This is a genomic window from Streptomyces sp. P1-3, from assembly GCF_050613155.1.
Classification (GTDB): domain Bacteria; phylum Actinomycetota; class Actinomycetes; order Streptomycetales; family Streptomycetaceae; genus Streptomyces.
Map to the genome: position 1 here is coordinate 5,699,821 of NZ_CP192512.1, position 12,916 is coordinate 5,712,736.

The following is a 12,916-nucleotide window of genomic DNA, read 5'->3' on the forward strand; positions in this document are numbered from 1 at the left end:
GCGTACGGACCGGCACACCGTGGGGCCGATCACTCGCCCTTCGCGGCCGTCACACCCTCGAGCCGGTTGAGGAAGACCACCCGCGGGTCCGCGGCGTCCCCGGCCGGAACCCGTACTGCCGCCTCCGACACCTTCGTCAGCGTGAGCGCCTTCTTCGCCTCGCCGGTCATCAGCGCCTTCTCGTTCGGCTTAGGGGTCGGCTTGAGGCCCTTGGCCATCGTCTGCTTCTGATGGTGGTGCGCGGTGAAGAAGACCAGCGCCCCGCCGTCCTCCAGCCGCAGCCCCACCGGGGCGTACCGCGCGCCCTGTGCCGGAGTGTCGATGTACTCCGTCCAGTACCTGGGCGTGTTCCGCTCCTTCTTGCGCTCCGCCCGCAGCGCCGACGTCGGGCCGCCGTCGGCGAACGCCTTCCCCTTGCCGGTTCTCAGGTAGTCCGCGTACGCCTTGCTCAGCCCGTCGGGACCGACCGCCAGACGCGACGCCGCGCCGGCCGGGACCGCCCGCGCCCAGCCGTCCTCGTCGGTCGCGAACCGCGGCACCTCGTCCCGGCTGAGGATCGACAGGTACGCCACCCGCCACGGCTGGTCGGCGCTGTCCCGGGTGAACACCAGCAGCCAGCGCGTACCGGTCTCCACCGCCTCGCGGTTGCTGCGGGTGTCGGCCACGAAGAACTTCGGCCAGCCGACCTGCTTGGGCACCAGATAGCGGGCGTCGGTCAGCTCCAGGGCGCCCCAGCCCGGATTGCCCCCCGGCTTCAGCTTGTGCTGCGCCGTGAGGTCGGCGGTGTTGAGCGCGTGCAGCGCCCCGGTCTCGACCTGGTCCAGCAGCGCCGGGTCCAGCTCCCGGTACGCCTTGTTGTACCCGTTCAGGAACTGCTTGAGGGCGGCGGGCGCCTCAGCCTTGTCCACCGACGGGATGTTCTCCCGCTCGCCGTGCACCGTCACGCATCCGGTCAGCGTCGGCGCCAGCATCAGCAGCGCCGCGGCTGCCAGCGTCGTGAGCTGCCGACGGGGCGACCTGCGTGTCATGGGGCTCCGGCTCCTTCGGGGCTGCTGCGATCGGCGCAACCCTACCGGGGATGAGGAAGTAGGCGAGGGTGGGGACCAGGTACAGCGACCAGACCGCGATCTGCAACCAGGTCGGGTCCGGCTGGAAGTTGAAGACGCCCTTCAGCAGCGTGCCGTACCAGCTGTCCGGCGGGATCGTGTCGCTGATGTCGAACGGCCGGGCGTACAGGCCGGGCAGGAACCGCGCCTCCTGGAGGTCGTGGAAGCCGTACGCCAGCACCCCCGCCGCCACCACGACGAGCATCCCGCCGGTCCAGGTGAAGAACTTCGCCAGGTTGATCCGGAGCGCGCCCCGGTAGAACAGCCAGCCCAGCAGCACCGCCGTGAGCAGCCCGAGCAGCACCCCGAGCAGCGGCTGGGTGCTGCCGTCGCTGCTCGTGTGCACCGCCGCCCAGACGAACAGCGCCGTCTCCAGGCCCTCGCGGCCCACCGCCAGGAACGCCGTGACCACCAGCGCGCCGGTGCCCATCGCGAGCGCCGCGTCCAGCTTGCCGTGCAGCTCCGCCTTCAGATGCCGGGCGGTGCGCCGCATCCAGAAGACCATCCACGTCACCAGGCCCACGGCGACGATCGAAAGCGAGCCGCCGAGCGCCTCCTTCGCCTCGAACGTCAGCTCCTGCGAGCCGAATTCGAGGGCGGCGCCGAAGCCCAGGCTCACCGCGACCGCCACCGCGATGCCCAGCCAGATCGGCAGCAGCGCCTGGCGGCGCTCCGTCTTGACCAGGTACGCGATGAGGATGCAGACGACGAGGCTGGCTTCCAGCCCCTCGCGCAGCCCGATCAGATAGTTACCGAACACCAGGTCCGACCTCCCTCAGGACAGCAGCGTCCGGCCCCACCAGTCGTCCTCGTCTCGGACGCCCGGCGGGACGGCGAACACGGCCGAACCCACGTGCTGGATGTATTCGTTGAGCGCGTCGTCGCGCGCCAGGGACTGCTGTACGGGCACGAAGCCGTCCCGCACGTCCCGCTGGTACGCGAGGAAGAACAGCCCCGCGTCCAGCCGGCCGAGCCCGTCGGTGCCGTCCGTGAAGGAGTAGCCGCGGCGCAGGATCGTCGCCCCGCCGTTGCTGTCCGGGTGCGCCAGCCGGACGTGCGCGGTGGGCAGCATGGCCTTGAGGTTGGGCTCGTCGCGCTCGCGCTGCCTGCCCACCGGGGCGCCCTCGCCCTTGTTCCGGCCGAAGATGTCCTCCTGCTCCTGGAGCGAGGTGCGGTCCCAGGTCTCGATGTGCATCCGGATGCGCCGGGCGACCAGGTACGAGCCGTCGACCATCCAGTCGGGCCCGTCCTTGGCCGAGACCCACACATGCTTCTTCAGGGCGGCGGTGTCGGTGCCCGAGACGTTCCGGGTGCCGTCCTTGAACCCCATCATGTTGCGCGGGGTCTGGGCGTCGGGGGTCGTGGAGGAGGTCTTGCCGAAGCCCAGCTGTGACCAGCGGATCGCCACCTTGCCCATGCCGATCCGGGCCAGGTTGCGGATCGCGTGCACGGCGACCTGCGGATCGTCGGCGCACGCCTGCACGCACAGGTCGCCGCCGCTGCGCGCCGCGTCGAGGTTGTCGCCGGGGAACGCGGGCAGGTCGATCAGGGCCTCGGGCCGCTGCTTCCTCAGCCCGAAGCGGTCCCGGCCCTTCCGGTCCTGGAAGAGGGTGGGGCCGAAGCCGACGGTGAGGGTGAGCCGGGAGGGCTTGAGGCCCAGCGCCTCCCCGGTGTCGTCCGGCGGCGCTTCGGCGAGCCCGCCGACCGCGCCCTCGCCGACCGCGTGGCCCGCCGTCATCCGGGCCGCGGCCTTCGTCCACTCCTTGAGCAGGGCGATCAGCTCGTCCCGGTCGTCGGTGGTGACGTCGAAGGCCGCGAAGTGCAGCCGGTCCTGGACGGGCGTGGCGATACCGGCCTGGTGGCCGCCGTGGAAGGCGACGGCGGCCCCGGCCTCGGCGACGGGCTCGGCGTCGTCGCCGTGCCGCACGGCGGCCACGGTCCCGCCCGCGGCGGCGGCACCGAGCGCGAGCCCGGCGCCGCCCCAGCCGATCAGCGCGCGGCGCGACGGACGCTGCCGCTCCGGCTCCCGCTGCTCCGGTGTCTGCTCTGCGGTCTCGTCAGTGGACATCAGCCGATCCCCTCGCGGATGACGCGGATCACTTCGTGGTGCTCGGCACGACGGCCGCGGCGAGCTTGGACAGCGGCTCGGCCAGGGCGTTGACGATGTCCGACAACTCCTTGCGGTCCTTCTTGCCGACCTTGTCGTACGACACGAAGCCGTCGCCCTCGCGGTAGGTGCCGAGGTGCTTCTTCACGGCGGTGAACTGCTTGTCGAGCTCCTTGGCGAGCTCCGGGTTCCGTTCGGCGGCGACCGCCTTGAGCAGGGTGTACGACTTCTCGGCACCCTCGACGTTGGCCTGGACGTCGACCAGGTCGGTGTGGCTGTAGCGCTCTTCCTCGCCGGTGACCTTGCCGGTCTGCACCTCGTCGAGGAGCTCCTTGGCGCCGTTGGCCATGCCGGTGGGCGTCAGCTCCGCCTTGCCGACCCGCTTCTGCCAGTCCTCGAGGTCCGTCAGCAGCTGCTTGGCGAGCTTCTTGTCCTCAGCGGTGATCTTCTTCTCCACCCACAGGGACTTCTCCAGCCGGTGCCAGCCGGTCCACTTGGTGCCCTTCTCCACCCCGTCCTCGCGGACGTCGACCTTCGGGTCGATGTCGCCGAAGGACTCGGCGACCGGTTCGGTGCGCTCCCAGCCGACGCGGGACGGCGCGTACGCCTTCTTCGCGGCCTCCAGATCGCCCTTGACTATCGCGTCGGTGAACTTCTTCACCAGCGGCAGGGTCTCGTCCGCCTGTTCCTGGACGTAACGGCGGTACTCGGCCACGGCCTTGTCCAGCCGCGGGTCGCGCTTGGCGGCCGGGGCGCCCTTGCCGGACGCGGTGACCTTCTGCCGGATGCCGTCGCCCTTCATGCCCGGCTTGCAGGCGATCTCGTACGAACCGGCCTTCACCTCGGCGGTGATGGTGGCCTTGGTGCCGGAGAGGATGTTCTCCCGCTCGGTCACGATCCGGTCGCCCGGGGCGTAGACGTACACCTCGGTGACCTTGGAGCCCTTGTTCTCGACGGCGAGCGTGACGTGCCCGGCGGGGAACGTCTTCTTCGAGACCTCGCAGGCATTGTCGGATGCGGTCACCTTGATGGCGTCGGAGTCGTTGGCGTCGGACTTCTCCGCGCAGCCGGCGACGGCGGCGAGCGCTGCCGCGGCGAGGGCGGCGACGGCGGAAGAGCGAGCGGCTCTCATGTGGGGCTCCAGACAGGCTCGGGCAGGGGACGGGGCCACAGGGGACGGGGCCACAGGGGACGGGGCCGCATCAACTTAGCTGAGGCTTGCCTGAGCAGCTCCTGCGTAGGGTCAAGAATCTGTCATGATTCCGTCATCGCTGGGCAAAATCCCCGCCATCTCGGTGCGGCAGCACGAGTGGATCACCGGTGCGCGGATGCCGCAGCACCTCGACCGGCTGCCGGTAGACCCGGGAGAGCAGCTGGGCGCCGAACACCTCGGCCGGGGCGCCCTCGGCCGCCACCCGCCCCTCGTGCAGCACCACGACCCGGTCGGCGTACGCGGCGGCGAGCCCCAGGTCGTGCAGCACCACCACGACCGCGTCCCCGGCAGCCGCCCGGTCCCGGCAGATCCGCAACACCAGCTCCTGGTGGCGCAGGTCGAGCGCGGCGGTCGGCTCGTCCAGCAGCAGGAGCCCGGTGCGCTGCGCGAGGACGCGGGCGAGCGCGACCCGGGCCCGCTCGCCGCCGGAGAGCGCGGAGAAGGGCCGCGCGGCGAACCCGGTGACCTCGGTGGCCGCCATGGCCGCGCGCACCGCGGGCTCGTCCTCGTCCTCGCGCGGCGTGCCCGACCACGGCGCACGCCCCATCCGCACCACTTCCTCGACGGTGAACGGGAAGGAGAGCGCGGCCGACTGCGGCAGCACGGCCCGGCGCCGGGCCAGTTCGCGGGGCGGCCACCCCGACGCCGGCCGACCGTCGATCCGTACCGTGCCGGAGGCGGCGGGCACATCGGCGGCGAGCGCGGCCAACAGGGTGGACTTGCCCGCCCCGTTCGGCCCGACGAGCGCGAGCACCTCACCGGCCGCCACCGACAGCTCGACGCCGCACAGCACGGCGCGGCCCGCCAGCCTGACCTCCAGGCCGGTGACGTCGGCGACCACCGCGCCGGGGGCGGCCGGCCGCGGCGGCACGGCCGTACGAGGCGCGAACAGCGCGCGCGGAGTGAGCACCGCCCGGGACGCGGACAGCACCTGGGAGAGCGGCCGTCTCATGCCCACCCCCCTTGCCTGCGCCGCGTCCTGCGCAGCAGCCAGAAGAAGAACGGGCTGCCGACGAGCGCGGTCAGCACCCCGAGCGGCAGCTCGGCGGGCTGCGCCACCGTACGGGCCGTCAGATCCGCCGCCACCAGCACCAGCGCGCCGCCGAGCGCGCTGCCCGGGATCAGGAACCGGTGGCCGGGGCCCGCCGCCATCCGCAACACGTGCGGCACCAGCAGTCCGACGAAGGTGACGACCCCGGCGACGGCGACCGCGGCGGCGGTCAGCAGCGCGACGAGGAGGACGACGGCGAGCCGGAGCCGTTCGACGTCGACTCCCAGGTGGTGAGCGGGCCGCTCGCCGAGCGCCAGCAGGTCGATCCTGCGGGCGAACAGCGGCGCCAGCAGCAACCCGGCCGCCGCGCACGGCAGGACCGCCAGCACCTTCGGCCAGGTGGCCTGCGCGAGCGAGCCGAGCTGCCAGAAGGTGATCTGGGTGAGCTGGGCGTTGTCGGCGAAGAACACCGACAGTCCGATGAGCGCGCCCGCGAACGCGTTCACCGCGATGCCGGTGAGGATGAGCGTCACGACCTCGGTGCGGCCGTCCGACCGCGACAGCGCGTACACGAGGGTGACGGTGACCAGCCCGGCGGCGAACGCGCAGGCGGTCACCGTCCAGTTGCCCAGGAAGTCCAGGCCGAGCGCGATCGAGCCGACCGCGCCGACGGCGGCGCCCGAGGAGATCCCGATGACGCCGGGTTCGGCGAGCGGATTGCCGAACACGCCCTGCATGAGCGCGCCCGCGCAGCCCAGCGACGCGCCCACCAGCAGGGCGAGGACGACGCGCGGCAGCCGCACGTTCCACAGCACGCTCTCGCCGACCCGGTCCAGCGCGGAGCCGCCGAGCCCGGCGCGGTGGCGGAGCGAGCCCACGACGTCGCCGACGGGGATGTCGTAGGCGCCGACGCTGGTGGCGAGCACGGCGAGCACGACCAGGGCGGTGGCGAGGCCGGTGGCGAGCAGCGCGGTGCGGGCGCGCCGGACGGCCGCACCGCTCGCCGGGCCGCTCGCGCCGCCCGCGTCGTCGTACGGCAGGTGGCCGGACGCCTTGTCGACGGCCGGATCCGCGGCAGGTTCCCCGTCGGCGGGACGGGCGCCGTCGGCATCCGTCCGGACGGGTGCGCCCGCGGGCGCCTCGCGATGCGGCGCGCTCACCGGTCCCCGGTCCCGTGCAGCTGGTCGGCGATGCTCCGCAGCACCTCGTCCGTGCGGGGGCCGTAGTTGAGCAGCACGCCGTCCTCGACGGTCACGACGCGGCGGTCGAGCCCGGCGGGCGTCTCGGCGACGCCCGGCACCTTCAGCAAGCCGTCGATCCCGCCCACCGAGTCGAGCCCCTTCGCCATCACGAGGATCGCGTCGGGCTCGGCCTTGACCAGCGCCTCGCTGGTGATGGGGGTGAAGTCCTTCGTCAGCCCGGACTCCTTGCCCGCGTCGATCGCGCCGACGGCTTCCAGGAGCGAGCCCGCGCCGGAGTCGGCCCCGCCGAGCAGGTAGACGGAAGCGGAGCCGCGTACGTAGAGGAAGGCGACGCGCGGCCGCTTCTCCCTGCCGGGGATGGCCTGACGTACCTTCTCGACGCGCTGCTCGGTACGTTGGCGCAGCCGGTCGCCGGCCCGGGTGACGCCGAGCGCGGCGGCCACGGTGTCGATGCGGGGCCCGACATCCGACAGCTTCTTGGCCGGGTCGAGGACGACCAGCGGGATGCCCGCGTCCCGGATCTGCGCGATGGCCTCGTCGGGGCCGGTGAGGGACTCCGCGAGCACCAGGGTCGGCTTGAGGGACAGCACGCTCTCGGCGGAGACGTCGTGCCCCCTGGTGACCACGGGCAGCTTCCTGGCCTGCTCGAAGGTGGCGGTGATGTCGCGGGCCACCACCTTGTCGCCGAGGCCGAGGGTGAAGACGATCTCGGAGAGCGCGCCGGTGAGCGGCACCACGCGGTCGGTGCTGCGGACGGTGACGTCGCGCCCGTCGGCGGACCGGACCGTGGCGGGCAGCCGGGGCGCGGGCGGTGCGCCGGTGAGCGGTTCGACGCGGTCGGCGGGCTGTCCGGCGCCGTGCCGCGAGCCGGCTCCCGACGTGGCGCCGCCGGAGTCCCCGGAGCCGCCGCAGGCCGTCAGGCCCAGCAGCAGGGCCAGGACGGCGAGAAGGCCGCAGAGCGCGCGCGGGCGGCGCAAGTGCCGGTCCGCCGACTGCCGTTGATCCACTGTCAGGCCCTTCCACGCGGTCGCGTCGGTCGTGTCGCTCCGGTCGCGCCGGTTCCACTCTGGCCGATCCGGCGAGATGTAGCTTAGGTTAGCCTTACCTTCGAGATCGCGACAGGGGAGGGGTCATCGATGCTGCCGTCCAGACCGGTCCGTGCCCGTGCCGTCATGCTCCTGACGGTGCTGGCGGCGGCCCTGCTCCCCGCCGCCGGGGCTCGCGCGGAGGGCCACGCGGTCTCCGGCGGGCGGCTCGACTGGGGCGTCAAGGCGTCATTCCAGAGCTACGTGACCGGGCCGATCGCCAAGGGGAGTTGGACCCTGCGGGGCGGGGCGGCGACGGCGGGGGAGAGCGACTTCCGGTTCCACTCCGCCAAGGGCGCGTACGACCCGGACACCGGCGCCTTCGAGGCGCGCTTCACCGGAGGCGTGCGGTTCACCGGCCACGCGAAGCCGGACGGCGGCCATGAGCTGGACCTGACCATCGCCGACCCTGTGGTCCGGATCAGCGACGGCCGCGGCACCCTCTACGCCGACATGACCAGCAAGGCGCGCGGCAGCGGCACGGTCACCTCCGCCGCGCGCGTCCCGCTGGCCGCACTCGACCTGACGGGGGTGAACATGCGGGGCGGCGGCGCGGCGGTCCGGCTGGACGCCGTCCCCACCCGGCTCACCGCCGACGGCGCGCGGGCCTTCGCGGGCTACTACACCGAGGGCACGGCGCTGGACCCGCTGAGCCTGTCGGTCGATGTCACCTCGGAGCCCGCGCGGCCGGAGGGCACGGGCACGCCGGCGCCGAACCCCACCACGAAGCGGCCCGGTCAGCCTGCCAAGGCCCCCGCCAAGGGACGGTTCGAGAACGCGGCCGTCGACTGGGGCGTCCGCCGGACCTTCCGCGAGTACGTCACGGGCTCCGTCGCCCAGGGCGCGTGGCGGCTGTCCGAGGGCGCCCAGGACGGCGGGGCGCTGTTCCGGTTCTCCGCCGGGCACGGCACGTACGACACGGACCGGGGCACGCTGGAAGGCAGGTTCGCCGGGACGTTGCGGTTCACCGGCAAGGACCTGGACCTCACGCTGAGCGGGGTGTCCGTACGGATCGCGGCGGACGGCACGGGCACGCTCTCGGCCGACGTACGAGACGGCGGCGGTGGCGGTGGTGGCGAGGACCGCGATGTCCCGCTGGTCACCTTCAAGGCCGGTGAACTGCGGCCCCGCGACGGCCTGATCAGCGTCACGGAGGCACCCGCCGAACTGACCGCCCGGGGCGCGCGGGCCTTCGGCGGCATGTACGCGGCGGGCACCGAGATGGACCCCGTCTCCCTCGCCGTGGCCCTCGACGACTCCGCCCGGCTCCCGGCCCTGCCCGACCTCGGCGACGCGACGTCGGCGTCGCCGAAGCCCGCGGCGCGCGAGGCCGAGGGGGGTTCGTCGTCTTCGTCGTCGGGCACGGCGCTCGTGGTGGCGCTGTGCGCCGCGGGCGCTCTCGCCGCGGCCGCGGCGGCTGCTGTCGCCCTGCGGCGCAGGCGCCACACGGCCATCGCCTCGGCGGATGCCTCCGGGTTCGTACCGGTAGGCAGCGACGACACCGCACCGGCGGACAGCGACGACATCGCACCGGCAGGCAGCGACGACACCGCACCAGCGGACGGCGACGACACCGCACCGATGGGCAACGACGACATCGCACCAGCGGACGGCGACGACACCGCACCGGTCGGCGACGCCGCGCCAGGTGACCAGACCGCACCACCCCGCGCGCCCGAAGAGGGCGACGACTGACACCAGGGCCGCGCCGCCCGACCGGCGCGCCCGTCCCATCCCCACCGTGTGCCGCCCCGTGCGGCCGCCAACCCAAGGAGACAGCCGACCATGACGGCTCCCTCAACCACGGCTCGCCCGACCCGCCGGACAGGCGCCCGCCCGCTCGCCCTCGCGGCGGCGGTCGCCTCCGCGGCCGTCGGCGCCGCCGTGCTCGTCCTGCCCGCGCACGCCGCCGAGGGCGGTGCGGCGCCGAAGCTGGAGATCACCGACGGAACCCTGGACTGGGGCGTGAAGGAGGGCTTCCGGAAGTACGTCACCGGCCCGATCGCCCACGGCGCGATCGAGGTCGCGGACGGCGCCCGCCAGGCGGAGGGGAACGGCTCCTTCACCTTCACCGGCGGCAAGGGGACGTACGACACCTCCACCCACGCCGTCGCGACCACCTTCAAAGGCAGCGTGCGCTTCACCGGCCACGGCGGTGAACTCGACCTCAAGCTCAGCGATCTGAAGGTGCGTACGGAAGGGACGAAGGGCGCGATCACCGCCGACGTCACCGCCTCGGGCAAGACCACCGACGACGTCGCGCTCGCCTCGCTCGACCTCACCGGGCTGAAGCCGGGGGCGGGCGAGGGCGGTGCGGTCACGTTCGCGAAGATCCCGGCCGCGCTGACCGCCGACGGCGCCAAGGCGTTCAACGACATGTACAAGGAGGGGCAGGAGCTCGACCCGGCCACGTTGACGGTGAAGGCGGGCGGCCCGGCCACCAAGCCCGCGACGACCCCGCCCCAGAGCCCGCCCCAGACCCAGACGCAGTCTCCGTCCCAGCCGCCGACCGGCACGCCCACCCGGCCGCACACCGGCTCGCCCACCCCGCGGCCCACGGGCGACCCCACCGCCACGCCCACGTCCCCGGCCGGCTCGCCCGGACAGCGGCCCCAGGGCGGCACCGTGGTGGACGGCAGCCTCGACTGGGGCGTGAAGAAGTCCTTCCGCGACTACGTCACCGGGCCCATCTCGCACGGCAAGATCACCGTCTCCGGCGGTGCGAAGAAGACCGACGGCGGCTTCCGCTTCCCCGGTGGGCAGGGCACGTACGACGAGAAGTCCCGCACCCTGAACGCGGCGTTCGACGGCACCGTCCGCTTCACCGGCCACGGCGGCGATCTGGACCTGAAGTTCAGCGATCTGAAGGTGCGGGGCAAGGGCGCGAAGGGCTCGCTGGTCGCGGACGTGTCCGCCAAGGACCGGGAGACGGGCAAGGTCACCGAGTCCGACGACCTGACCGTCGCCGAGCTGAAGCTGCCCGCCTCCTACGGGCCCAAGGGCGAGGTGGTCACCCTCACCAAGGTCCCGGCCACCCTGACGAAGGGCGGCGCCAAGGCGTTCGGCGGCTTCTACCACTCCGGCGACGCCCTCGATCCCGTCACCGTCTCCGCCTCCCTCGACGAGGGCGCCGCTCTGCCCGGCGGCGGATCCGGCGGCGCGGGCTCGGAGCCGTCCTCGTCCGGCGGCAGCGGCGGGGTCGTGGGCGGCGGCACCGGATCGCTGGCCGCCACCGGCGCCGGAGTCCCGTCCGCCGCGCTGCTGGGCGGTGCCGGACTGCTGGCGGCGGGCGGCGCGGCCGCGGTGTTCGCGGCCCGCAGGCGCACGGCCCAGTGAACCACTGCCCGACCAACCCTCCACCGGCATCAGCAGACTGACACCCTGCCAGGCGCCGCCCCCCACACGTCCGCGCTCACCGGTCCTGTCCCCCGGTGGGCGCGGACTCGCGTGTATCCCCGCCGGGTCCGCCCCGTCTGCCTGTCCGACTGGCGGAGCGGCGCGGCGCGGTGGCGTGGGGCTACGCGCTGAGCGGGAACTGCTCGCCCAACTCCCGGAAGACCGCCGTGTTCAGCGCGAACGCGCGCTTGCACTCCTCGACCACCCGGTGCTTCTCCAGGTCGTCGACCGGCAGTGCGTCCAGCAGCTCGCGGTAGTGCCGCTTGAACGCGGCCGGGTTGGCGATGTCCTCGAAGACGTAGAACCGCACGCCGTCGCCCTTGCGCTCGAAGCCCCAGGTCTTCTCCGCCGTGCCGCGGATGATCTGGCCGCCGGAGAGGTCGCCGAGATAGCGGGTGTAGTGGTGGGCGACGTAGCCCGCGGGCCACGTGCGCGCGCACTCCACGACCCGCGCCGCGTACGCCGCCGTCGCGGGCAGCGGCCGCAGGCCCGTCTGCCAGTCCGCGCCGCCGAGGTGCGCGAGGTCGCGCTCCAGTTCGGCGGTACGGGCCAGCTCGGGCTGTATGAACGGGCCCGCGACCGGATCGGCGGCGAGCTCCGCGGAGCAGGACTCCAGGGCGCGGTAGACGAACCACAGCTGCTCGGTGTAGCGCCGGTAGGCGTCGACGCCGAGCCTGCCGCCGAGCATGTCGCTCATGAACGTGGAGTTCTCGGCCTCGGTGTGCTGCTCGTGCGAGGCCGTGCGGATGAGCATGGAAAACGGCGTGAACGGCGTCGGGCTGGCTGCTGCGGCGTCCAAGGCGGCCTCCGGGTACCAAGAGGGGACGGGAAGGCAATTATGGTTACTTAGGTTTGCCTAAGTCAAAGCCTTCCCGACGCGCTGTCGGTAAAACCCTACGGCAGCGTGAGAATCTCCGCACCGGTGTCGGTCACGACCAGGGTGTGCTCGAACTGGGCTGTCCGCTTGCGGTCCTTGGTGACGACCGTCCAGCCGTCCTCCCACATGTCGTACTCGTGCGTCCCCAGGGTCAGCATCGGCTCGATGGTGAAGGTCATCCCCGGCTTGATCTCGGTCGTGTGGTGCGGGCTGTCGTAGTGCGGCACGATCAGGCCGGAGTGGAACGCCGAGTTGATGCCGTGGCCGGTGAAGTCGCGCACCACGCCGTACCCGAACCGCTTGGCGTACGACTCGATGACCCGGCCGATGATGTTGATCTGGCGGCCCGGCTTCACGGCCTTGATCGCGCGGTTCAGGGACTCCCGGGTGCGCTCGACCAGCAGCCGGGACTCCTCGTCCACCTCGCCGCACAGATAGGTGGCGTTGTTGTCGCCGTGCACGCCCCCGATGAAGGCGGTGACGTCGAGGTTCACGATGTCGCCGTCGCGCAGCACCGTGGAGTCGGGGATGCCGTGGCAGATGACCTCGTTGATCGACGCGCACAGCGACTTGGGGAAGCCGCGGTACCCCAGGGTCGACGGATAGGCGCCGTGGTCGCACATGAACTCGTGCGCCACCCGGTCCAGCTCGTCGGTGGTGACCCCCGGCGCGATGAGCTTGGCGGCCTCCGCCATGGCCTGCGCGGCGATCCGCCCGGCGGTCCGCATCCGCTCGATCGTCTCGGTGTCCTGCACCTCAGGCCCGGTGTACGGGGTCGGCGCGGCCTTGCCCACGTACTCGGGGCGGGCGATCGAAGCGGGGACGGAACGGGCGGGGGAGAGCGTCCCCGGGACAAGAAGCGACTGGCCAGACATGTCTGCGAGTGTATCCGGGGGCCATCGGGCAGCATGGCGACAAGGCGATGAGCGAGGACGGAGA

Annotated in this window: 11 protein-coding genes; 2 read left to right on the plus strand and 9 right to left on the minus strand. The window is 72.9% G+C overall.

Going from position 1 to position 12,916, the window contains the following annotated elements; all coding sequences use genetic code 11:
- Positions 1 to 29 precede the first annotated feature (29 nt).
- The 7 genes from ACQUSR_RS24275 to ACQUSR_RS24305 form a co-directional block, all read right to left on the minus strand.
- Positions 30 to 971: a hypothetical protein gene (locus ACQUSR_RS24275; RefSeq protein WP_431047804.1), complete on the minus strand. Its 942-nt coding sequence runs from the start codon at positions 969 to 971 to the stop codon at positions 30 to 32.
- Positions 895 to 1,866: an iron uptake transporter permease EfeU gene (gene efeU / locus ACQUSR_RS24280; protein ID WP_431044724.1), complete on the minus strand. Its 972-nt coding sequence runs from the start codon at positions 1,864 to 1,866 to the stop codon at positions 895 to 897. The genes ACQUSR_RS24275 and efeU overlap by 77 nt, the downstream gene beginning before the upstream one ends.
- Positions 1,867 to 1,881: 15 nt before the next feature.
- Positions 1,882 to 3,174, minus strand: coding sequence for an iron uptake transporter deferrochelatase/peroxidase subunit (gene efeB / locus ACQUSR_RS24285; protein ID WP_431044725.1), 1,293 nt, complete (start codon positions 3,172 to 3,174; stop codon positions 1,882 to 1,884).
- Positions 3,175 to 3,202: 28 nt separating this feature from the next.
- Positions 3,203 to 4,345, minus strand: a complete 1,143-nt coding sequence (gene efeO, locus ACQUSR_RS24290; protein WP_431044726.1) for an iron uptake system protein EfeO — start codon at positions 4,343 to 4,345, stop codon at positions 3,203 to 3,205.
- 133 nt (positions 4,346 to 4,478) lie between these two features.
- On the minus strand, positions 4,479 to 5,378 hold the full coding sequence (locus tag ACQUSR_RS24295; protein WP_431044727.1) for a heme ABC transporter ATP-binding protein: 900 nt from the start codon (positions 5,376 to 5,378) through the stop codon (positions 4,479 to 4,481).
- Positions 5,375 to 6,457, minus strand: a complete 1,083-nt coding sequence (locus tag ACQUSR_RS24300; RefSeq protein WP_431047806.1) for a FecCD family ABC transporter permease — start codon at positions 6,455 to 6,457, stop codon at positions 5,375 to 5,377. The genes ACQUSR_RS24295 and ACQUSR_RS24300 overlap by 4 nt, the downstream gene beginning before the upstream one ends.
- 116 nt (positions 6,458 to 6,573) lie before the next feature.
- The gene (locus tag ACQUSR_RS24305) at positions 6,574 to 7,626 is read right to left on the minus strand and encodes a heme/hemin ABC transporter substrate-binding protein (RefSeq protein WP_431044728.1); all 1,053 of its coding nucleotides are present in this window, start codon (positions 7,624 to 7,626) and stop codon (positions 6,574 to 6,576) included.
- Between the two features lie 129 nt (positions 7,627 to 7,755).
- Here ACQUSR_RS24305 and ACQUSR_RS24310 point away from each other — a divergent pair, with 129 nt between their 5' ends.
- Positions 7,756 to 9,399 (plus strand): HtaA domain-containing protein, encoded by a 1,644-nt coding sequence (locus ACQUSR_RS24310; protein WP_431044729.1) that lies wholly within the window; start codon positions 7,756 to 7,758, stop codon positions 9,397 to 9,399.
- Positions 9,400 to 9,489: 90 nt separating this feature from the next.
- On the plus strand, positions 9,490 to 11,040 hold the full coding sequence (locus ACQUSR_RS24315) for an HtaA domain-containing protein (protein WP_431044730.1): 1,551 nt from the start codon (positions 9,490 to 9,492) through the stop codon (positions 11,038 to 11,040).
- A gap of 181 nt (positions 11,041 to 11,221) precedes the next feature.
- On the opposite strand, the gene ACQUSR_RS24320 is transcribed toward ACQUSR_RS24315, so the two are convergent.
- Both ACQUSR_RS24320 and map read right to left on the minus strand, forming a co-directional pair.
- Positions 11,222 to 11,854, minus strand: a complete 633-nt coding sequence (locus tag ACQUSR_RS24320) for a heme oxygenase (biliverdin-producing) (protein WP_431044731.1) — start codon at positions 11,852 to 11,854, stop codon at positions 11,222 to 11,224.
- 140 nt (positions 11,855 to 11,994) lie between these two features.
- Complete coding sequence (gene map, locus ACQUSR_RS24325) at positions 11,995 to 12,852, minus strand: type I methionyl aminopeptidase (protein ID WP_431044732.1); 858 nt, start codon at positions 12,850 to 12,852, stop codon at positions 11,995 to 11,997.
- Positions 12,853 to 12,916 lie beyond the last annotated feature (64 nt).

What these genes read in the sequence shown, in the direction of transcription:
- ACQUSR_RS24275 (WP_431047804.1), bottom strand. Translation starts at nt 971, where the DNA reads ATGCTGGCGCCGACGCTGACCGGATGCGTGACGGTGCACGGCGAGCGG.
- efeB (WP_431044725.1), bottom strand. Translation starts at nt 3,174, where the DNA reads ATGTCCACTGACGAGACCGCAGAGCAGACACCGGAGCAGCGGGAGCCG.
- efeO (WP_431044726.1), bottom strand. Translation starts at nt 4,345, where the DNA reads ATGAGAGCCGCTCGCTCTTCCGCCGTCGCCGCCCTCGCCGCGGCAGCG.
- ACQUSR_RS24295 (WP_431044727.1), bottom strand. Translation starts at nt 5,378, where the DNA reads ATGAGACGGCCGCTCTCCCAGGTGCTGTCCGCGTCCCGGGCGGTGCTC.
- ACQUSR_RS24310 (WP_431044729.1), top strand. Translation starts at nt 7,756, where the DNA reads ATGCTGCCGTCCAGACCGGTCCGTGCCCGTGCCGTCATGCTCCTGACG.
- ACQUSR_RS24315 (WP_431044730.1), top strand. Translation starts at nt 9,490, where the DNA reads ATGACGGCTCCCTCAACCACGGCTCGCCCGACCCGCCGGACAGGCGCC.
- ACQUSR_RS24320 (WP_431044731.1), bottom strand. Translation starts at nt 11,854, where the DNA reads ATGCTCATCCGCACGGCCTCGCACGAGCAGCACACCGAGGCCGAGAAC.
- map (WP_431044732.1), bottom strand. Translation starts at nt 12,852, where the DNA reads ATGTCTGGCCAGTCGCTTCTTGTCCCGGGGACGCTCTCCCCCGCCCGT.